32 protein-coding genes are annotated in these 19,952 nt (G+C 36.3%); 9 read left to right on the top strand and 23 right to left on the bottom strand.

Translation table 11 applies throughout. The features are described 5' to 3' along the window. Window positions 1-28 precede the first annotated feature (28 nt). The 7 genes from MHH95_RS15110 to MHH95_RS15140 all read right to left on the bottom strand — a co-directional run bounded on the left by MHH95_RS15110 (window position 29) and on the right by MHH95_RS15140 (window position 5,869). Window positions 29-1,645 (bottom strand): thiamine pyrophosphate-binding protein, encoded by a 1,617-nt coding sequence (locus MHH95_RS15110; RefSeq protein ID WP_340728268.1) that lies wholly within the window; start codon window positions 1,643-1,645, stop codon window positions 29-31. 450 nt (window positions 1,646-2,095) lie between these two features. After that, window positions 2,096-2,920 carry an inositol monophosphatase family protein gene (locus MHH95_RS15115; RefSeq protein ID WP_340728269.1) on the bottom strand — a complete coding sequence of 275 codons (825 nt, stop codon included), beginning with the start codon at window positions 2,918-2,920 and terminating at the stop codon, window positions 2,096-2,098. A gap of 18 nt (window positions 2,921-2,938) precedes the next feature. Then, window positions 2,939-3,316 (bottom strand): cupin, encoded by a 378-nt coding sequence (locus MHH95_RS15120; RefSeq protein WP_340728270.1) that lies wholly within the window; start codon window positions 3,314-3,316, stop codon window positions 2,939-2,941. A gap of 50 nt (window positions 3,317-3,366) precedes the next feature. After that, window positions 3,367-3,924, bottom strand: coding sequence for a hypothetical protein (locus MHH95_RS15125; RefSeq protein WP_340728271.1), 558 nt, complete (start codon window positions 3,922-3,924; stop codon window positions 3,367-3,369). Between the two features lie 70 nt (window positions 3,925-3,994). After that, a complete protein-coding gene (locus tag MHH95_RS15130; protein WP_340728272.1) occupies window positions 3,995-4,333 on the bottom strand; it encodes a hypothetical protein in 339 nt (112 codons plus the stop codon). A 255-nt stretch (window positions 4,334-4,588) separates the two neighbouring features. Beyond that, window positions 4,589-5,368, bottom strand: coding sequence for a class I SAM-dependent methyltransferase (locus MHH95_RS15135; protein WP_340728273.1), 780 nt, complete (start codon window positions 5,366-5,368; stop codon window positions 4,589-4,591). 66 nt (window positions 5,369-5,434) lie between these two features. After that, window positions 5,435-5,869, bottom strand: a complete 435-nt coding sequence (locus tag MHH95_RS15140) for a DMT family transporter (RefSeq protein ID WP_340728274.1) — start codon at window positions 5,867-5,869, stop codon at window positions 5,435-5,437. 153 nt (window positions 5,870-6,022) lie between these two features. Here MHH95_RS15140 and MHH95_RS15145 point away from each other — a divergent pair, with 153 nt between their 5' ends. Next, complete coding sequence (locus tag MHH95_RS15145; protein ID WP_340728275.1) at window positions 6,023-6,658, top strand: phosphatase PAP2 family protein; 636 nt, start codon at window positions 6,023-6,025, stop codon at window positions 6,656-6,658. A gap of 85 nt (window positions 6,659-6,743) precedes the next feature. Here the strand turns inward: MHH95_RS15145 and MHH95_RS15150 are convergent, their stop codons facing one another. The 13 genes from MHH95_RS15150 to MHH95_RS15210 all read right to left on the bottom strand — a co-directional run bounded on the left by MHH95_RS15150 (window position 6,744) and on the right by MHH95_RS15210 (window position 13,706). Continuing rightward, the gene (locus MHH95_RS15150; RefSeq protein WP_340728276.1) at window positions 6,744-7,160 is read right to left on the bottom strand and encodes a hypothetical protein; all 417 of its coding nucleotides are present in this window, start codon (window positions 7,158-7,160) and stop codon (window positions 6,744-6,746) included. Window positions 7,161-7,226: 66 nt separating this feature from the next. Next, window positions 7,227-7,541, bottom strand: coding sequence for a hypothetical protein (locus MHH95_RS15155; protein ID WP_445683018.1), 315 nt, complete (start codon window positions 7,539-7,541; stop codon window positions 7,227-7,229). Window positions 7,542-7,700: 159 nt separating this feature from the next. Beyond that, window positions 7,701-8,186 carry a DUF2691 family protein gene (locus tag MHH95_RS15160; protein ID WP_340728277.1) on the bottom strand — a complete coding sequence of 162 codons (486 nt, stop codon included), beginning with the start codon at window positions 8,184-8,186 and terminating at the stop codon, window positions 7,701-7,703. Window positions 8,187-8,221: 35 nt separating this feature from the next. After that, window positions 8,222-8,743: a GNAT family N-acetyltransferase gene (locus MHH95_RS15165; protein WP_340728278.1), complete on the bottom strand. Its 522-nt coding sequence runs from the start codon at window positions 8,741-8,743 to the stop codon at window positions 8,222-8,224. Window positions 8,744-8,844: 101 nt separating this feature from the next. Continuing rightward, a complete protein-coding gene (locus MHH95_RS15170; RefSeq protein WP_445683019.1) occupies window positions 8,845-9,633 on the bottom strand; it encodes a sulfite exporter TauE/SafE family protein in 789 nt (262 codons plus the stop codon). 60 nt (window positions 9,634-9,693) lie between these two features. Further along, window positions 9,694-9,921 (bottom strand): sulfurtransferase TusA family protein, encoded by a 228-nt coding sequence (locus MHH95_RS15175; protein ID WP_191699911.1) that lies wholly within the window; start codon window positions 9,919-9,921, stop codon window positions 9,694-9,696. 123 nt (window positions 9,922-10,044) lie between these two features. Then, on the bottom strand, window positions 10,045-11,172 hold the full coding sequence (locus MHH95_RS15180) for an MBL fold metallo-hydrolase (RefSeq protein WP_340728279.1): 1,128 nt from the start codon (window positions 11,170-11,172) through the stop codon (window positions 10,045-10,047). 77 nt (window positions 11,173-11,249) lie between these two features. Beyond that, window positions 11,250-11,645 (bottom strand): DsrE/DsrF/DrsH-like family protein, encoded by a 396-nt coding sequence (locus MHH95_RS15185; protein ID WP_339212716.1) that lies wholly within the window; start codon window positions 11,643-11,645, stop codon window positions 11,250-11,252. Between the two features lies 1 nt (window position 11,646). After that, entirely contained in the window at window positions 11,647-12,207 is a 561-nt protein-coding gene (locus tag MHH95_RS15190; RefSeq protein ID WP_340728280.1) for a sulfurtransferase TusA family protein, read from the bottom strand. Window positions 12,208-12,256: 49 nt separating this feature from the next. Further along, window positions 12,257-12,553, bottom strand: coding sequence for a rhodanese-like domain-containing protein (locus MHH95_RS15195; protein WP_340728281.1), 297 nt, complete (start codon window positions 12,551-12,553; stop codon window positions 12,257-12,259). Window positions 12,554-12,564: 11 nt separating this feature from the next. Continuing rightward, window positions 12,565-12,906, bottom strand: coding sequence for a rhodanese-like domain-containing protein (locus MHH95_RS15200; RefSeq protein ID WP_191699916.1), 342 nt, complete (start codon window positions 12,904-12,906; stop codon window positions 12,565-12,567). A gap of 10 nt (window positions 12,907-12,916) precedes the next feature. After that, window positions 12,917-13,393: a DsrE/DsrF/DrsH-like family protein gene (locus MHH95_RS15205; protein WP_340728282.1), complete on the bottom strand. Its 477-nt coding sequence runs from the start codon at window positions 13,391-13,393 to the stop codon at window positions 12,917-12,919. 52 nt (window positions 13,394-13,445) lie between these two features. Continuing rightward, entirely contained in the window at window positions 13,446-13,706 is a 261-nt protein-coding gene (locus tag MHH95_RS15210) for a metal-sensitive transcriptional regulator (protein WP_340728283.1), read from the bottom strand. A gap of 189 nt (window positions 13,707-13,895) precedes the next feature. Here MHH95_RS15210 and MHH95_RS15215 point away from each other — a divergent pair, with 189 nt between their 5' ends. The 8 genes from MHH95_RS15215 (at window position 13,896) to MHH95_RS15250 (ending at window position 17,934) form a co-directional block, all read left to right on the top strand. Next, a complete protein-coding gene (locus MHH95_RS15215; protein ID WP_340728284.1) occupies window positions 13,896-14,366 on the top strand; it encodes a DinB family protein in 471 nt (156 codons plus the stop codon). A gap of 65 nt (window positions 14,367-14,431) precedes the next feature. After that, window positions 14,432-14,632 (top strand): hypothetical protein, encoded by a 201-nt coding sequence (locus MHH95_RS15220; RefSeq protein WP_191699920.1) that lies wholly within the window; start codon window positions 14,432-14,434, stop codon window positions 14,630-14,632. A gap of 60 nt (window positions 14,633-14,692) precedes the next feature. Then, window positions 14,693-14,959, top strand: a complete 267-nt coding sequence (locus MHH95_RS15225) for a hypothetical protein (protein WP_340728285.1) — start codon at window positions 14,693-14,695, stop codon at window positions 14,957-14,959. Between the two features lie 5 nt (window positions 14,960-14,964). Next, a complete protein-coding gene (locus MHH95_RS15230) occupies window positions 14,965-15,519 on the top strand; it encodes a nucleotidyltransferase family protein (RefSeq protein ID WP_340728286.1) in 555 nt (184 codons plus the stop codon). A 254-nt stretch (window positions 15,520-15,773) separates the two neighbouring features. Next, window positions 15,774-15,998, top strand: a complete 225-nt coding sequence (locus MHH95_RS15235; RefSeq protein ID WP_340728287.1) for a spore coat associated protein CotJA — start codon at window positions 15,774-15,776, stop codon at window positions 15,996-15,998. Further along, window positions 15,995-16,258, top strand: a complete 264-nt coding sequence (locus tag MHH95_RS15240; protein ID WP_318245196.1) for a spore coat protein CotJB — start codon at window positions 15,995-15,997, stop codon at window positions 16,256-16,258. The genes MHH95_RS15235 and MHH95_RS15240 overlap by 4 nt, the downstream gene beginning before the upstream one ends. A 27-nt stretch (window positions 16,259-16,285) precedes the next feature. Then, window positions 16,286-16,855, top strand: a complete 570-nt coding sequence (locus tag MHH95_RS15245) for a manganese catalase family protein (protein ID WP_191699923.1) — start codon at window positions 16,286-16,288, stop codon at window positions 16,853-16,855. 110 nt (window positions 16,856-16,965) lie between these two features. After that, complete coding sequence (locus MHH95_RS15250; protein ID WP_340728288.1) at window positions 16,966-17,934, top strand: HNH endonuclease; 969 nt, start codon at window positions 16,966-16,968, stop codon at window positions 17,932-17,934. Between the two features lie 92 nt (window positions 17,935-18,026). Here the strand turns inward: MHH95_RS15250 and MHH95_RS15255 are convergent, their stop codons facing one another. From MHH95_RS15255 to MHH95_RS15265, 3 genes are all read right to left on the bottom strand, one after another. Further along, a complete protein-coding gene (locus MHH95_RS15255; RefSeq protein ID WP_191699925.1) occupies window positions 18,027-18,461 on the bottom strand; it encodes an NUDIX domain-containing protein in 435 nt (144 codons plus the stop codon). A 20-nt stretch (window positions 18,462-18,481) separates the two neighbouring features. Next, entirely contained in the window at window positions 18,482-19,006 is a 525-nt protein-coding gene (locus MHH95_RS15260) for a GNAT family N-acetyltransferase (protein WP_340728289.1), read from the bottom strand. A gap of 114 nt (window positions 19,007-19,120) precedes the next feature. Then, on the bottom strand, window positions 19,121-19,942 hold the full coding sequence (locus tag MHH95_RS15265; RefSeq protein ID WP_318245198.1) for a MetQ/NlpA family ABC transporter substrate-binding protein: 822 nt from the start codon (window positions 19,940-19,942) through the stop codon (window positions 19,121-19,123). Window positions 19,943-19,952 lie beyond the last annotated feature (10 nt).

The following is a 19,952-nucleotide window of genomic DNA, read 5'->3' on the forward strand; positions in this document are numbered from 1 at the left end:
AGACCGTTCATTCGATCACCACCTCTTGTTAGTTCGTTTCCGGGAAGAATACTTGGGCTGTACGAACATCTACCAACGTAGGCGCATTTGTATTAAGTGCCTCTTCCATTACCGATTCCAGCTCAGAATCTGAAGCGGGGCGTAGTCCTTTCCAACCGCAAGCTTCTGCCAACTTCACAAAATCTGGGTTGGTTAAATCAACACCTACTTCTTCCTTCTCAGCTACTTTTAATTTGTCTCTTTCCATTTGCAGACTCTCATTATTTAACACAACGACCGTAATATTGAGTCCATATCGAGTAGCTGTCAATAAATCTGCAAGTACCATTTGGAGTCCGCCGTCCCCGACAATTGCCACTACTTGTTTATCTGGTTGGATAAGCTTGGCCGCCATCGCTGCTGGAAGTCCAAAGCCTAATGTCCGCCAGTAGCCAGAGAATAAAACAGATTGCCCCTTTTGTCGGAAGTTCCGATTCATCCACACTGTATTATCTCCTGTATCCAGTGCAAGAATGGCATCCGGTTCCACTGTTCTGTCCAAGGCATGCATAATTCGTGAAGGATGGACCGGATAACCTGTAGTACTGCCTTCCTTCTTATTTTGCTCCGCCCATTTTTCTTTAACTTTCTGACAACTATTAACCCAATCTTCAGAGCGGGAGAATCCTTGCATGCTCTCCAATAAGAATGGTACAACTTCTTCTGTTTTTCCCATGATGCCAAGCTCAGTTGGAATTTCTTTTACAAACTTATCGAATTGGCGGTCAATCTGTATAATCCTTGCATTAGTTGGCACATACCCTTCAGGCCACCAAGTCGTGCCCGCAAGAAGTACCACATCTGCCTCTTTAAATAAATCAGCAGCATAAGGATTACCGCCTTCGCCTATTCCTTGAAGAACGAGCTCTGAAGATTCATTAAATAAGCCTTTGCCACCTAAGCTTGTCAGTATTCCAGCTCCCCACAGATTTGCTAGTGTTTCCAACTCCTCTGATACGGATGTGGCACCTAAGCCTGCCAGAATCATTGGCCGCTTGGCTGTTTTCATAATTCCGATTGCATGTTCTAAGCTTTCTTTCGTAAAATTGGAAGCCCCTTCTATTACATTAGGCAATGGACGTGGCTCACCTTTAGCCGGCATCATGAAAATGTCCTTCGGTATAGATAGATGTGTGACTACCCGCTGTCCGAGTGATGTTCTTGCCGCTTTTTGCAGAACCTCAATCGTCGCATCTGGATTAGCCAGATTAGCAGAATAAGCAGCAAAGGGCTTCATGAGCTCCTGCTGGTCCACATATTGTGGATATTCCGTCCCAATTTTATCGCTTTGGGCCTGTCCTGTAATGGCTAGTACCGGTGCTCTATCAGCATGCGCATCACCAAGTCCATTTAAAAGGTTAGCTGCACCAGGTCCCATCGTTGCGGTGCATACTCCAAGCCCTCCTGTCAATTTTGCTTCTGCAGAGGCCATAAAAGCAGCAGTCGACTCATGCTTAACTGCAATGTATTGTATTTTATCCTGCTTAGCCAGTGCATCTATGAGTCCGAAAGTGGTATCTCCCACTACCCCGTATATCCGTTTAACGCCAAACATAGATAGTTGGTCCAACATCAATTCACCAACTGTTCTCTCTTTATTATCCATAAAATATGAACCTCCTTGATAGATTTTCTAACTTGCCAGTTAGAGAGCCTATTTATATTTTCCGGTCATACTTTATTACTTTCCCAAAATAGCGAGAGTTAACCTTTGTTTTTTAATTACTTTGCAAAATGAGAGTTAAGTTAACCCTGTTTGATAGAGAGGTAAAAAAGCTCATTTAGAGCCTGGATGAATGGGATGAGGAAAATGGATTTTTAGTTCAGACATATGATTAAACGTTTAGAGATATTTCAGTATATATTAAAGGACATAACTTATTTGGAGAAAAAGTTATGTCCTTTATTGAGTTTTTATATAAAAAAGCAGTACATCAACATGAGTAAATTCATGGGAATATGTGCAAGCATAGCTAGCTCTAGATTGTACCTCCAATAAATCCACCAAAAGATTAAACCGGCAAAACCATTCCAAAAAATGAACTGTCCATATTTATTAAATAATATGTAAAGATTCTTTAGAGCTATTTAATCCTTTTCGAACCATATCTAAGAAGTAATCCTTATTGTCTGGATGGCAAGCAATTAAGTAAGGTTCATTGCTCATGCCTGTGAAGTCATTTCCTTCAAAGTCAATGACAATTCCCCCCGCTTCTTTTACCATAAGTATGCCGGAATACAAGTCATCCCCTTCAGAGTTATAAAGGATAATTCCGTCTATATCGCCTTTTGCAAGCATACACCACTGCAGAGTAGGAGCCCAAAGTCTCATCATCCTTTTACAATTCACATCGATATATTGTCGTAATATTACAGCCTTTTCATCATTCTGCACTTTGTGACCCTGTATCCAAGCAATCGTAAACTTTTTCGGATGATCTCTCTTCATAACTTTTAATGCTGTATCATTACAAAATGAACCACCGTTAACACTAGATATAAATAACCGATCTACCATCGGTTCATAGATAACACCAAGAACCGGTTCATGTTTATGTAATAGTGTTATAGAAGCAGTAAATACAGGAAGCCCAATGGCAAAATTATTCGTTCCGTCCAATGGATCCACTTGCCATAACCACTCACTCTGTAAGCCATTATCCCCTGCTTCTTCACTATGTATTTTATGGTCAGGAAAAGCACTCGTTAATGCGTTTAATATTACAGCTTCAGCTAAATGATCTACTTCAGTTATTATATCCCCAAAATCATCTTTTTCTTCCATACTCGTAACTTTACCAAAACGCTCTTTTGCTATATTCCCCGCATCCATTACAGCCTTAGTTGCTACTAACCGCGCTTTATTTAATAATTCTTCCATATGAATCTCCTTTTGGCATTAAGAATTCAAACTTTTACTATCATACTTTAGGGGCATAAATAAATTAGGCGTCAGTTCCTTACTTTGAATGACTATAGCCGTTAACCCCTCATCCGTTTTCGTTTCGTGCCATTCGTCTTTCTCCCAAAAAACAGCATCCCCAGTCGAAACTTTAAAATATTCCTCTTTTTCATTCCGAACATAGCCCTCTCCGTTCAAAATTAAAAGGAGTTGAGGAACTACTGCTTGATGATAGCCTATAATTCCATTTTGATTTAAGTGCATACACCCAATGTTCGTTTCTTTAGTTGTTTCAATAATACGGGAAATAATAAAATCCGAATTAAATTGTGAAATCCTTTTGCCACTCTCTTTATTAAATGTATAAAATTCCATGATGACCTCCTAGAAATTTATAAAGCTAAATATGATAAACTGAAAAGCCCTTACTTCTTCTCCTGCTCAATAAACCGGATATTATTTGCTTTAGCTACCCTATAAATTTCACTTTTATCTTCCTGAAGATACTGTTTAGTTACAGGAATGCGAAGTGATCTTCCATCAACTGAAGTAAAGATATATTCTTCATGTGAACCGATGTCGTCAACGTAATATTCGAACACTACCTCTTCAATTTCAGACCATTGAAATGTTTTATCATCGAATAATTTATTTGAAACGACCTGTTCTTTTCCTATATAGGTATAAGTTAAAATCGATAAATAAAAAACAAAGAGGCCACCAGCTATAAAAGCAGTCATGAGGCTAGAAGTAAATTTATTCTGTTTAATGATAGGAATCATCAATCCAATAATTAATATTAAACAAGCAGCCATTACTATTCTATAATTTGTACTACCAGGATAGAGTACAATTGTCGATGGATCATAAATAAATGTCTGAACATAGAAAATAGGAAAGATTAGTCCGAAAACAGGTGTACTGATAAGAATTAATATGGCTATTATTGATAAAACTAGACGAGGCGAGTAATTGGTCTTCATTCTAATTCCCCCTTTAATTTAAATATAGATCTAGCATTGTTTCATATAATCACTAAAATTTAACTTGAAATTAGCTAAATGCCCCGAAATAACTTATGAATTTCCCAGTATGTGCATCTAACACAATAGTTGAATTCATTTCAGGTGATTTTATCGACACTTCCCACTGCATTCTATTTAATAATTCATTCCAAAATCCAGATTTTTGTGAAAGATTTACACCTATATTTTCTTCCGGAATTCCTTCCAGCCCATTGAATATTACCGTTCCCCATACTTCTTCATTAGGATTTAATAAATATTTTTCTGCATGAAATAGAGCTGCGTCTGAACTTAGTACGGGTGATTTATAAAAATATATAAAACAAACAGCGACGGAAACAGCTAAAATTAATAATATTTTTTTCAAAAGAATACCACCTTACGTTAACTCTTTATTAGTCCAATGTCTCCCTTCACTATATCTACGGAAAGAAATAAATAAAGTTTCATAAATTTTTACAAAAATGAAATTTATAAGGTGATTCATTCAGCGGATTTTCGTCCCCTTTTTTGTAGGTGAAGGTAGTTATTTAGTACATGACAAAAAAAGTCCTGTACATCGGATACAGGACCTTTCTAGTTATTCTATTTTCAAAATATGTAAGTATAATATGGGAGTGATTTAAACAGTTACTCGAATTACATAACGGGAGAATGTTATAGGCAAGCCTCTTTCTGTAGCATGTTGTTCAAAAATTCTTGCAGTTTTCTGTAAGTCTTTTTTTCTTAATGTTTCATAAATGGAGGGATGCTGCCCAAAACACCGTAACTTTAATATATCTATTGGAGTATGAATAAACTCTGTACTGTTTATAACTTCAATACTGAAATATGAAAAATTACTCAGCTCAAGCCTTTGCTGAATATTATCTAAAATAGGCGTTCCTATTGAATTTTCAAATAGATTAGGGAATAAATTTGGGAGTTCTTGATTTGTATCATCTCCAGGGTGTAAACCTATTATTTTGCCGCCTTTTTTTACGATGTTAGACAGAAGTGGATATGCTGAGGTTGGACCTTTTCTAATATAGGCACAATCAAATTCATTCATTTCAAATGGCAGACTTTCTTTTGTACTGCCTAAAACAAAAGAAACATTTGTTGGTTTATTTTCTAGACCAGCTTTAATGAAATTATTTGTTACATCAAACCCTATTATTTCTTTTGCGACTAAACCATTTTTTTTAGTGAAATCACCATGCCCGCATCCTACGTCTAAAACTTTTTTATTGGTAATTATTTTCGTTACTTCCTCATCAAAAATTGAATCTCCGTTAGGCTCTGAAAGTGTTGATTCCCAGGAGTATGTGTACTTCCCTTGAATATCACTTAATTGTTGGTACCATTCAATGGAATGAGGCCGTAGCCAACTTGAAATTGTTGTGGGATCAGTTAATGACATATTTAATTCCTCCCTTTATAAATGTTGATATATCTATCAATGGCTCTAAATCCAATAAATTCGTCATTACGCTTTATTAAACAAATATATTCCGGCGAACATTAACGTAAGGGCAATGAATTTAGTGATATTTAGCGGATATACTTCCCCACCAAACAGTCCAAAATGATCAATAATTGCACCGACCACAATCTGACCAATAACAACTGCCATAAGGGTAGCGACAACACCAATAAGGTTGACAGAAAAAATATTTACGACAATAAATAATGCACCTAGTAATCCACCGATTAATTGCCATTTTGGTACATTAAATACATTTAAAAAATTTCCTTTTCCAAAAAAGAAAGCTAAAAAGAATAGTGCAAGCGCCCCCACTAAGAATGAAGTAGTCGCACCTTCCAATACGCCAACTTTTTTACTTAACTGTGCATTTATCTGACTTTGTATAGCAACTGCCGCACCACCGATCAGTGCTAAAAAAGCGATTATTAATTTCATCCTCAACATTCCTCCATTGTCTATATCATGTTGATTTCAATTAAACATTTTAATATTCCTTTGTAATTTGGAATACCCATTCGTGTTAAATAATAGTATATTTCATTCAAACTAAGCCATAATAAGATCTATTTCCAAAAATGGAGGACATAAGTGCAAAGGAATAAAAAAATAAACAAAATGCCATATGTGTTAGCAGTTTGTTCTTTCGTTGTATTCTGTATTTTATGGGGTACGTATCAAACATCATTCATTCAAGCTTTTGACAGTAAAGCATCGGATTTATTATTCGGCAATAAATTTATTACAATGTTTCATTATATAGGTGAAACTAAGTTTATTTTTACTGTTACAATCGTTTTATGGATTTTTATTTTGCTTCGTAAAAAAGACCTTAAATTAATAGTCTTTGTCATTTTCTCTGTAGGTGGCGGATATGCATTATATCATTTATTAAAACGCATAATTGAACGGCCCCGTCCGGATATTGTGGATCAATTCTCAACTTATAGCTTTCCCTCAGGTCATGCAGTGCATGGTTTGCTGTATTTAATTACCATCGCATATGTATTAAACCGAGTTATCACTTCTAAGAGCTCGTCGCTTATCATTTGGATCATAGCAATTGTATTGGCAATATTAATTGGGCTTTCACGTATAGCAGAGGCTCGTCATTTTGCTTCTGATGTGATTGCAGGCTGGTTGCTTGGCTATAGCTGGTTTATTCTTTCCTTATGGTGGCTTAAAAGTGAAAATCCTTATTGGGGAAATAATAAAATTAAAAATTAGTTATTACAAAGGGTCCTAATGGATTCTTTTTTTGTTTATAACCTAGTTCAAAGTCGATTTTCATTTACTTACAATAACTGCATCATCATCGCTCTATATAAATAATATCATTTTCATTTGAAGGTTCAAGATACTCTTTATCACCTAACGAGAAAGTAGTTTTTAAACGCTCAATTTCTGCATATTGAACTGCTTTACTTTCATTAACAAAGATCAATAAGTAAATATCATCTCTTAAACCAATATTACTTGGATCCTTGAAATTAACACCCAGCTGCTTTTCAATATCTGCTTGCGTTGTATAAGGTTGAATTAAATAAGCCTTCTCCCATTTGAAATCTGTAAAAGTATTTATATAGTGTGCGCTAGTGCTATTATCAGATACCATCACAATGGATGAATGAAGTTTTTCTTCAAGTTCTGTATTTCGTCTTACACTGCTGTCGTTGCATCCCATTAGTAATAATAAGGTAATCAAAACGACTCCCATTTGTTTTATCAATATATTAATCTCCTTTTATGAAAATAGACGCTAATTCTTGTTTAAGAACCGCGCCCTTTATTTTAGTTATGGAGCAAAATTCGCTAGACCTGTAAACAACGCTAAAAGAGCTATGATCCAAAAAATAAAGAGAGATGAAGAAAGAATTAAAGAGAGCACGGGAATTATTTTTTTCTCCGTTTCTTTTGAAAGTGCCACAAGCGATAATAGGATCCCTATAAATGTAAGGAAGTAGGTGATATAATCTCCTATCATATTTCCAGTGTGGGCTAACCTTGTCGGTGTTACAAAAACGATAAAGAAACAAATGATACCAACTAGAAGTGAACTATAGCTTATTAAACTATGCTTCTTTGATACACTTTGTTCAATATTATTCAAATAAACAACCTCCAAAATTTGTAATTAGCTTTATTCTACTTTTTTATACATTGTTAAGCAAACTCTAAATATAAATGAGCACTTTTTCTTTTCCAGAACGCAAATATATTAAAAGTTGTTCTCACTGAGGTTGAATAACCAATTAGTGCTTGTGAAATGTTAGATCGTTAAATGTGGCGGTGGAAATGCATGATCTTCATTTATAATTTTAATACTTGTACACCCTTTATTGTATGCGTTTTCAACAAATTGCTGAATCATTAACTCATCTTTTAAATAAATTGAAACAAAACCTGTGTCCATTATGATTATGGCGAGTTGGCAAGAACTAATCTCAAAATCATGAAAATCTAGAATATCTACTATATCTTCTTTTACAAGGAAAGCTTTAAGAGCTGCAGTGATTACATAATGCCTCGTAGTAGTTATACGTTCTCTGAACTCTTCCCCGGTAAGTACCAACTCATCTACACTAAATAAAGGGGTTAAAATTCTGTTATACCCTTCCCCCTCTACTTGATAATTTTCGCCGCCATCACTCTGCCAATACCAAGTTGGATCAATTACGTCTAATAATAAATCAGATAACAAGTAATCTGAATGAATGGCATCATTCACAAAAAAACTTACACCTATTTGCTTCATTATAACCTTCCCCCTGGTTATCTTTCCTGTGTATACTATTTAATCGTTGTCCACTCTTCATCCAAAATCGCGTAATAATACTCATCCCACCACTCGGCTCCGTTCGGAATACACTTTTTGTAATGCCCTTCTCTTCTCATGCCGATTTTCTCCATCACACGGTATGAAGGCGTATTTTCAGGCTGACAGGTTGCGATAATTCGATGTAATTTCATTTTTTCAAAGCCATATGCTAACATTGCTTTTGCAGCTTCTGACGCATAGCCCTGATTATAAAATTTCGGATTGAACACCCAACCAATCTCATATGTATGATCACCAAAATATTTGCCAAAAAAGATATGTCCAATCAAAATGTTTTCTTCTTTTAATACGACAGCGTATTTTTCAGCTTTCTCCCCTATATTTTGCGTAATAAATTCTTTTGCAGCTTCTTTTGTAAAAACGCCTTCAGGTATATATTTCATGACAAGGTTATCGGATGTATATTCAAATACTGCCTGTTCATCCTCCCGCTCAAATTCTCGTATATACAATCGTTCCGTTTCAATCCACATTTTTTTAACCTCCTTACCCTCTACTCTTTTAATTATTTCGACATGTAAATAATGATTACCTCTTAATAAAAAAAGTGAAGCGCAAGTATACGCTCCACCTCCTATTGTTGAAAAATATCAACCCATATTTTAATTGCAGTTGCACCAATCATCACTGCAAGTAGCCATTGTAGCATTTTCACGTTCATTTTCTGCCCAACTTTTGCACCTAATGGAGCAGCGATAATACTTGCAATAATCATTATAAAAGCCGGCCAATATTCGACTTGACCAGTCATCACTTTCCCGATACTGCCGCCGATTGACGAAATAAAAGTAATCGCTAAACTAGTCGCAATTGTCACGCGTGTTGGGATTTTAAGGATCGTCAGCATAATCGGCACAAGTAAAAATCCACCTGCTGCTCCGACAATTCCTGAGCCTACTCCGACAACAAGTGCAAGCGAGCTGGCTAATACCTTATTAAATGTAATCTCTTTACTATCTTCAACCGTTTTCCGTGGAATGAACATCATTATAGCTGCGATTCCGGCTAATATACCATAAACGATATTGACGGCATCTTCTGATAAAAAACCAGATCCGTAACTACCGATAAAACTACCAATTAAAATCGCGGCACCCATGTATATGATTAAGTCCTTGTTTAACAATCCGCTTTTACGATAAGCCCAAACTCCTGCAATCGAAGCAAATAATACTTGTACAGCACTTATCCCTGAAACTTCATGAGCAGTAAATGCGACTAGACCAAACATTGGTGGGATATAAAGTAACAATGGGTATTTAATAATCGAACCGCCAACACCGAGCATGCCGGAAATAAATGAGCCGACAAACCCGAGTGCAAAAATGACCGCTATAAATGCGAACGATAAATCGATTTCCATATAAATGCCTTCTTTCGAAAAAAATATAGCGAGTAGAACTTCTCTCTACTCGCTATTTTTTTATGCTTTTTGGATGTAGAAGTACAGTACGCCTGCTTCTTCTTTTTGTTCTACGATTGTGTGACCACCAGCACCAGCCCATGCAGTAAAGTCATTCAGTGCACCTTTGTCTGTTACTAATACTTCTAAAATTTCACCTGAATTAATTGTGTCGATAGTTTTTTTCGTACGTACGATTGGCATTGGGCAAGCTAAGCCTTTTGCATCTAAAGTTTTTGCGATATTCATATTGGTTTCCTCTATTCTTAAAAATGATTTTTGTAAGCGATTTTCTTATTTACCGTACAAAACGGTTGCTTGCCTCTTGAGCACGAGGCAAGCGATAGGTATAACATTTTATTTATGAATGAATTAACGTACTGCGCAACGATTTGGTCCAATTTCCATTTCCGTTTGCTCTTCATCACTAGGTGTCACTTTCCCCATGTTTACAATACGGATTTCCTGATAAGCATTTGGCTGTGGCGGTAAGTTATCTGTTACCATTGAACGGAATACTGCTTCGTCCTCCACATTTAAACCATGGTTTTCAGCGAATAAGTCACCAAGGCGTTTTGCCACTGTACCATCTTCATTCAGCTCTTCAATAATCATAAAGTGAGCAGGTAATACGATTAAGTCCTCTGCTAATGTGCGATAGCGTTTATATAATGTTTCGCGTAAATCACCAACCCAGTCCTCAGCTAAACCAGCTAAGTCCGGACGACCGATTGAATCGATGAATAAAATGTCACCTGTTAATAAATATTTACCATCAATTACGAAAGATGTTGAACCGATTGTATGACCTGGCGAATACATCGCGCCTACTTCAATTTGTGATGCACCTAAATGTACTGTTAATCCATCTGTTAAAGGTGTATAGTCAAACACTACTTCTTCCGCATCTTTTGGCGGCAAGTAGTATGTTGCACCAGTTTCAGCTGCGATATGACGTCCACCGGAAATGTGATCAGCGTGCAGATGTGTATCGAATACATGTTTAATCTCTACACCTTTTTCTTTTGCAAAGTCTGTAAATACATCTGTAAAGCGTACCGCATCGATTATTGCAGCTTCTCCGCCATTAATCGCCATGTAAGAAAGACAGCCTTTACCTAAACGGACAAATTGGTATAGCTCGCCACCATTTTTTAGGTCGCCCACTTTGATTGGCTCAAGGTACATTGACCATGATTTCATCCCACCTTGAAGATAAGCCACTGTAAGGCCTGCATCCGACAGCATTTCCGCGATCATAATAGAAGAACCTTCCTTCGCACATACGACTAAAACTTCTTTATCTTTAGAAATCTTCGGTAAAATCTCTTCTACTCCATCCAAAAGATCGAAGTAAGGAATATTTAAGTATTCGAATTGATGTCCTTCAATTTTCCAATCTTCAAATGCATCTGTATTACGTACGTCTAAAATAAATAATTCTTTGTTCTCGATTACTTTGCGTGCAACTTGTGCCGCTGTCCAAGCTGTTACTGTCATATCAAGTACCCCCATAGGTATTATTTTATTTAAAATTTTTTAGGCTCTAGTAGCAAGTTGCTACTAAAACCTTAAGATTAAAATGTTAAAGTTGGTGCTGCATCCTTCGCATATTCCAAGAATGTTACAGCGCCACCTACACTAATTCCATCTACGAAATCTTCTTTTGTTAAACCCATTACGTCCATTGTCATTTGGCATGCGATGAATTGTACGCCTAAATCTTGTGCCATCTCCACTAATTGTGGAATTGCTGGGACATTTGCATTGGCAAACCCTTGTGCAAAGTGCTCTTTGCCAGCTGGCATTTCAAGTGCATGCATACCTTGTTTATGAATTAGATTCAAGCCTTCAAATGTAAAGAAAATTTGAACTTCTTTTTCTGACGCTGCTGCTGCAGTGGCAATATTAAATACTTTATATGCATCGAAAAGTCCACCGTTTGCTGCGATAATCGCTACTTTGTTTGACATATTATTCAACCTCTCTCTGTAGTTCGCCTTCATACCCTGTCATACCAGGTAAGACGTTATAAACTTTTGTAAAGCCTGCTTCAGATAATTGCTGAGCTGCTAAATCTGAGCGTGTCCCTGTACGGCAAATAACATAAATAGTTTGTGCCTTGTCCAGTTCATTCATACGCTCTGATAACTCACCCATTGGGATTGATTTTGCGCCTGGAATATGACCGAAAGCATATTCCGCTGCTTCACGCACATCTAAAATAATGCCATCTTCTTTTATAGCTGCTTCATTTGAAATCGTTTTTTCATACGACTTCTCCGCTGCTTTGCTTACATCTGGATTGCATTTTCGGATATAGTGATAAAATACGCCATTTTCTTCATTAGTCCCAATGTATTGATGACCAACTGTTTTTGACCAAGCTGCTAAATCCGCTACAGAACCTTTATCTGTTGCCTGAATTTCCAATACTTGACCTTCTTCTAAATTACCCATTGCTTTCTTTGTTTTGACAATAGGCATCGGGCAAGCTAAGCCCTTTGCATCGAGCTGTACATCTGATTTAATCATATGAATCCTCCATCCATACCTAACAGGGTATATTTTCGTTTAAAATTTTTTATTTTACTTCGCCAGTCCACTCAAGCATACCGCCAGCCATATTCGTTACATTAAAACCTTGAGACTCTAAATATGCTGTAGCTTGACCACTGCGACCGCCAGAACGGCATACCATAATATATGGTGTTTTTTTATCCAATTCATTCATGCGGAATTCAAGTAACCCTAAAGGTATATGTTTAATCCCTGGAATGTGACCTGACTCTACTTCATCTACTTCGCGAACATCGATTAAATGTACCGACTCGCCTGCTTCTAACTTTTTCTTTACTTCTTCTGGTAAAATGGTTTTCATGTTAATTCCTCCTAATATGCGCTCATACCGCCACGGACATTCGTCACATTTTCAAATCCTTGTTTTTTTAATTGTTTACAAGCCTGACTAGATCGCATACCACTTTGACAAATCACAACAATTTCCTTATCCTTTGGCAATTTAGAAAAGTCAGAGCCTAGTGGGATGTTTTTAAATTGCTTGATATTACGTGCTTTGTACTCACCTGGTGTACGAACATCAATAAATACTTTATTACGATCATTAATCATTGTTTTAAGTTGAGCTGTCGATATAGTATTTACTCCTTTTGTCGGCTTCATACGCCAAACAAAAAATGCAACAATTACTGCAATTAGAATTACTATTTCCATAAGTCACCTCTTAAATGAATAGATTTACGTTTCCTTCTTCCGCATCTGCTAAGTATGCTGCAACACCCGCGTACTCTATGCCATCTAATAATTCCTCTTTTTGAAGACCTAATAAATCCATTGTCATCGTACATGTAACAAGCTTAATATCCTGTTCTTGTGCCATTTCAACCAATTGTGTCAACGTTAACGCATTATGCTTTTTCATAACATGCTTAATCATTTTCGGTCCCATACCTAGCATTTGCATTTTTGATAAGCCAAGCTTTTCAGCGCCACGAGGCATCATTTTTGCAAACATTTTTTCTAAAAATCCTTTTTGTACGGCTACTGGCTCTTGTTTTCGTAAAGCATTGATACCCCAGAACGTATGGAATATTGTTACCTCATGATCATATGCTGCTGCACCATTCGCAATAATATAAGCTGCCATTGCCTTATCATAATCACCGCTGAATAAAACGATGGTTGTTCTTTTCTTTTCCAATTTATTGTCCCCTTACCCCTATAGGTATATTTTATGTTAAAAATAAAAAGTCTTATCGACTTTTTACTAATAAATCTACTGCCTGTTTAACGATTGCATTTTTATCTACTGTTTCTGCATCTTCCTTTGAAAGACACTCCACTAGATTATCTGTTACAATAACACCAATAGTTCGGTCAACAGCAGAACGCACAGCACTTAGCTGAGTGATGACATCTTTGCAATCCTTCTCTTCTTCCATCATCCGTAAAATGCCTCGAAGCTGACCTTCCATCTTTTTCATGCGTGCCAGCACCTTTGGATCGTATTGCATATGCTCACCTCTTTTTTAAATGTTTTTATTAGCTTGACCTCATCTTACTACCCCACAGGGTATGTGTCAACTGTTTATATATTTTAATTTTGTAATGGTTTTTTATTACACTATACATATTGTTCCAATATATCAACCAGTAAGTTATAATTCTTTTAGATTTTCTATTTTGATAAGACGAGGTGGAAGATGTTATCTTTATTCCAATATAACTGGCAAGTACGTGAAGACTGGCTGCAGTGGTGTGAGACACTACCTGTAGAAGAGTTTCATAAAGAGCGTACAGGCGGAATGAAAAGTATTCGGGAAACATTAATACATATAGTAGATTGTGAACTATTATGGTTAAATTCAATGCTTGAATCAAAAATTGTTTTTGAAGCACGTAAAGAAATTGACGATTTAAATGCAGTTAAAGCTTACTCTACTTTTGTGAAAGCACATACGGAAAGATTCATTAAACATTTACCTTCTGACTATGAGAATGTAATTGTTAATGTAACACGGCGCGACAAAACTATTCTGCATTTTACTCAAAAAAAGATATTGGCCCATATCATCACACATGAAGTCCACCACATCGGTCAATTATCCATCTGGGCAAGAGAAATGCAGCTAAAGCCTGTTTCTTCAGATTTGATTATGAGAAATTTTGAGTAGTCTTTATTAATAAGCATAACGCGCAATAATACATTGTAGTTGAAATAAAAGATGGGGGTAGTTAAATGGGTACAATCTTTTTCTTGTTTTTGCTTTATATCGTTATATTTCTTGCAGTAAAACATGGAATCAATTATTCGTATATTGGTCAATTAGCTAAAAATAAGTTTCCCGATGATATAGAAGCTAAAAATACAGAGGTAGTAGAAGTAGTAAGTGATGAGGAAATCGAAAGTGAATTGGAAAAGCAATCGGATAAAAATTAAATTTTGAAAAATCAATTCTCACTCATTTTGAAAAAACAAAAAATATGGAGGAATAAACTTATGACTAACAGCACATCCAGCGGAGCAACTGTTCTAAATATAGGAGATATATTGGCAACACTCCTTATGTTGGGGGCTATGGCGCTTTCTTTTATTTTTGTTACTTTCTTATATAAATCGTTTAAGAAAAACGCGAATCGGGCAGAGGAACGATTCAGTGCTGAAAAACAAGAAATACTTAATTTACAAAAAAAAATAGATGAATTGAATGAACGTATAGGTAAAATTGAAAATGAAAATACGATTGATACTAACCAAAGGAGATAACCTTATTGAATTATGAATTAGAGCTGACTAAAATCATAAAATCAGACGATGTATTTATGTCAATTTTAAAAAACGTACAGACCTTACAATTAAACGATTGCTGGGTTGCAGCTGGTGTTATTCGAAATAAGGTTTGGGATTATTTACATAACTTACAAACAGAAATAAACGATATTGATGTCATTTATTTTGATAAATCCGATCGTTCAACAGAGACGGAAAAGTTCTTGGAATCCAAGTTGCAACATATAATGCCCACTCAACCTTGGTCGGTAAAAAACCAAGCAAGAATGCATATTAAAAATAAAGTCTCTCCTTATTTATCTTCATTTGATGGTGTAGCCCATTTTCCTGAAACACCTACAGCAATTGCTGTCCGTCTAAATAATGAGAAGATAGAGATTATGGCTCCTTATGGATTGGGCGATTTATTTGAAGGCATAGTTAGACCTACCCCTCCATTTAACCGAAACTCCAATCTACATACTATTTATTTAAATCGAATACAAAACAAAAATTGGTGTTCGATTTGGCATAATTTAATTATAAAATCAGAATAGCGTTACCACAGTCAATGTTTTCCCTGACACGCGTTATATAAAATTCAGCTCACACCTAGGCTACACAAAGCACAAATTGCTTTATAGGTGATTTGTGCGCACTTCTAACTTGCTTCATCTTATAAAATTCCATGAATAACCATAAAATTACACCATTCTCCCTGAAAATACATGATTAAACAAGCACGGGATTCATTATTTTTATTTCTTAACATACACTTAAATGATACACACTACCCTGAGAGGAGCGTTTTGTGTTTACACAATATAAATACTGGAAACCGTATATTAGCCCGAACGACCCGTGCAAACCTATTGAAGTGAAAAGCTATTCTACTCCCCCACAACTTTACATCGGATTTCAACCTAGTGGATTACCCCAATTTCAAACAGCTAAAGAAGCTTTAATGCATGGTACCCTATGGCCTCAGCTATTTAGTCCATATCCTAATCCTGAAAAAAGGAATGAATCATCGTGAGCAAACAAATGCCCCCTGAATTTTATACCCTTCTGGAGGAAATTCAGGCAATTGATTTTGTCATTGTTGAGTTAAACCTTTATTTAGACACCCACCCTGATGATTTTGAAATAATTCAGCAGTTTAATGACTTCACGGAACAAAGTATGAAATTAAAAATCCAATTTGAGCAAAAATTTGGTCCTTTAATGAATTTTGGCAGAAGTTATTCCAATTATCCATTTAACTGGGTGGATACCCCATGGCCTTGGCAAGTTTAAAAGCTACTTTTATTAGGAGGAAGATGTGTGTGGTATTATGAAAAGAAATTGCAATACCCGGTAAAGGTTAGTACGTGTAATCCAACGCTTGCAAAGTATTTAATCGAACAGTATGGGGGAGCTGATGGGGAGTTAGCTGCCGCACTCCGGTATATGAATCAACGCTATACACTTCCAGATAAAGTAGTCGGTCTTTTGACAGATATTGCCACAGAAGAATTTTCTCACCTTGAGATGATCGCAACGATGATTTACAAGCTCACAAAAGATGCTACTCCTGAACAAATGAAAGAAGCAGGTCTAGCTGACCATTACGTCAATCATGACAAAGCCCTATTCTATCAAAATGCTGCCGGAGTACCTTTTACCGCTTCCTATATCCAGGCAAAGGGAGATCCGATTGCCGATTTGTATGAAGATATCGCTGCAGAAGAAAAAGCCCGCGCTACGTACCAGTGGATCATTGATATGTCGGATGACCGTGACTTAAATGATAGTTTAATTTTTTTAAGAGAACGCGAAATTGTCCATTCGCTGCGATTTAGAGAGGCTGTAGAAATTCTAAAAGATGATCGTGATACAAAGAAGATTTTCTAACTGCTAACAGTAACCCATCTGAGCCTTAAACTCTAAGATGGGTTTTTTTATATAAAATTATCACCTTTATTGTATAATAACCCCATATATTAAATTAGTGAGGTGAAGTCATGTCCTGGAAACTACAAGTCGCAGAAATGAAGAAAACTTATGTAACCGACCAGGAAGCCTGGAATACACTTCACCATTTCTTTTATCATGGGAAAACGACAACAACCTATAAGTATGGATTTTTTAAAGCTTTATTAGAGGCGTGTATAACTGCCAATGAACATAATGAAATTTCCTATGACTCAATTTTTTATTCGTTTACGAAAATTTATTGGAATCTTGTCATTGATCATGGTCTTTGGCAATCCAATACTCGTACCCAGCCATCTAGTGTTCAAAAAGAAATCGATAAATTTGCCCAACAAAATGCTATACCACCCCATTGGAATTTTGAAAAGCTGACAGATACACAGAAAATTGAGCTCATTCAAAAAGTGAAGCAAGTAGGGAAAAAATATGTCATTGGTGCACTCTACGGAGACTTTAACGGAGAGATCTATACGTTTGATTTAAAGCGGGAATATTTACAGCTTCACCCTAAATATTTATTATTTCTACAAACGTATAAACGCATTTTAACGAATGTGACAAATTATCAATTGGCTCTATTCCTTGAAAAATTTAACGAACTCGAAAAAGTACAAAGTTTATTGACGAAAGTTGAATTCATTACAGAACGCCAGTCATTAAAGGCTTTTGAACGTTTATTGCAACAAGCAGGTGTGACGGCTTGCTTTTATTGTAATAAAACACTGCACTCGAAAACACATGTCGATCACTTTATTCCTTGGAGCTATTTCCAAAATGATTTGCTCTGGAACTTTGTTCTCGCTTGCCCCACATGTAATACACGAAAAAGCGATAAATTGGCCGCTCCTCAATATCTTAATAGCTTAATCGAAAGAAACGAGGCATTACTTAATCAAGAAATTTTAAAAGACAACTTGAATCATTACAATGCAGCTAAGCTTGAACAGCTGTATACGTTCGCCGAGAATAATGGGATTGGAGGCGGGTGGATGCCTTAATTGAAAATGCCGAAGCGCTAATATTACCGGCTTTGGCACTTCATTATGTGCTATGTAAGTAAAAGAGAAGACGGTTTCCAAGCACTTATCCATTACAAACTATTTAAATACTGTTTCACTAAGTATAAATGATGTTCATGGAAAAGGCGCTCCTCCAGTTCGTTAAAAAATACCCAGCGCACCGGTTCAATTTCAACAGGTTCCGCAACCTTTTCCAATAGTTCACAAGCATACAATATGCCGATATTATGCTGAGAGTCCTTTGGATATTTTGTTGAAACCCAATGTCTTTCGGCCTCCCCTATATATTTTACAATTTCGACTTTATAGCCTGTTTCCTCTATACACTCTCTTAACAGTGCCTGCTCTGAAGTTTCACCAGCCTCAATACCTCCACCTGCCAGAAACAAATACCCATTCACTTCTTCCACACATAAAAATTGCCCTTTTTCATTTTGAATAACAGCATAAGCTCCCGTTCTTTTACAATAATTTAAATCATCATTTCGTTTACCAAAAGTTTTCATTGTACCCCTACTCTCTGCATCTATTTAACTATTGAAAACATATTTACATCGTAAGCTATATTATTTTGATATATATATTTTTTTAAAATACCTTCTTTTTCAAAACCATTTTTCAGCAATAATTGAATCGATGCATCATTTTCGATAAAGACAACGGCGCCCATTCTTGTTAAACCTAATTCATTAAAGCCGTAATTAACTATTTCCTTTAAAGCCTCTGAAGTATAGCCAAGTCTCCAGAATTCCGGATGCATTTCATACCCAATTTCAGCTCGTTTATGAGCTGGTGACCATAAGTTGAAACCGATCGTACCTATTAAACCTTTTTTATCTTTTCTTTCAATCCCCCAGCGAATGCCTCTTTTTTGTGTGAAATTTGAAGAAAAAGTATTAATTAAATTCTCAGCTTCCTCTAATTTTGTAAAAGTATTCATTCCATAAAGTTTTGTTACGCGGTCATCAGAAAAATTAGAATAAATAGCTTCTGCATCCTCCTGGAAAATTTCCCTTAAAACTAACCGGTCTGTTGATAACGTCGGAAACATTCTTTCACCCACTTTTTTACAATTTCACTTATTATATAATATCTTTAATTCTTCTCATAGAAAAAAACCGAAACGCACATCTAAGACTGCGATTCGGCATTTCAATATATTTATCTATTCAAAAGCAGGTGTAGCCGTTTCATTGTAGTTTTCCTTTAGGAAATCGCGTACTACATCACTTGTCATTGCTTCAGCAAGTTTTTTGATCGCTTTGTCGTCCTGATTGTCCTCACGAGCTACTAATGTAATCGCGAAGTCGTTTTCCACACCTTCTGTCAGCAGTGCATCACTTTTTGGCGTTAAACCAAGTGGTGCCGCATAGGCTGGTGTCATGACAACTGCATCGGCATCATCATACATCCGCGCCAGCATTAATAGATCAACTTCTTTAAACTGAAGATTTTTCGGATTGTCCTCTATACTCGCTAACGTATAATACACATCTGTTTTTTCCTTTAATGTAATGACATTATGCTGGGCAAGCAGCATTAAAGAACGGTCAACATTTGAAATATCATTGGCAATCGCTACGGTCGCACCATCCGGTAAGTCATCGATCGAATCATGATTTTTTGCATAGACACCGTAATTCGCAAAGTAAATCGGTTGAATTGGCACTAAATTCGAGCCATTATTCCGATTGAATTCTTCCATGTATGGGACGTGCTGGAAGAAGTTTGCGTCCACTTCCTTCGCAGCGAGTGCACTGTTAGGTTGTACATTATCACCTAAAACGACAACTTCCAAGTCGATGCCGTCTTTCGCTAATTGCGGCTCAACCAACTCTAGAATTTCAGTCATTGGTGCAATTAAAGATGCGACCTTTAATGTTGTTTCTTCATTTCCTGAATCTTTATTGTCCTTTGCTTCCTCTTGCCCTGTGCAGCCAACTAATGCAAATGCTGCTGCTAAGCTTAATAACCATCTTTTTTTCACAATCATTCTC

This window comes from Solibacillus sp. FSL K6-4121, from assembly GCF_038002585.1.
Taxonomy (GTDB): Bacteria; Bacillota; Bacilli; order Bacillales_A; family Planococcaceae; genus Solibacillus; species Solibacillus faecavium.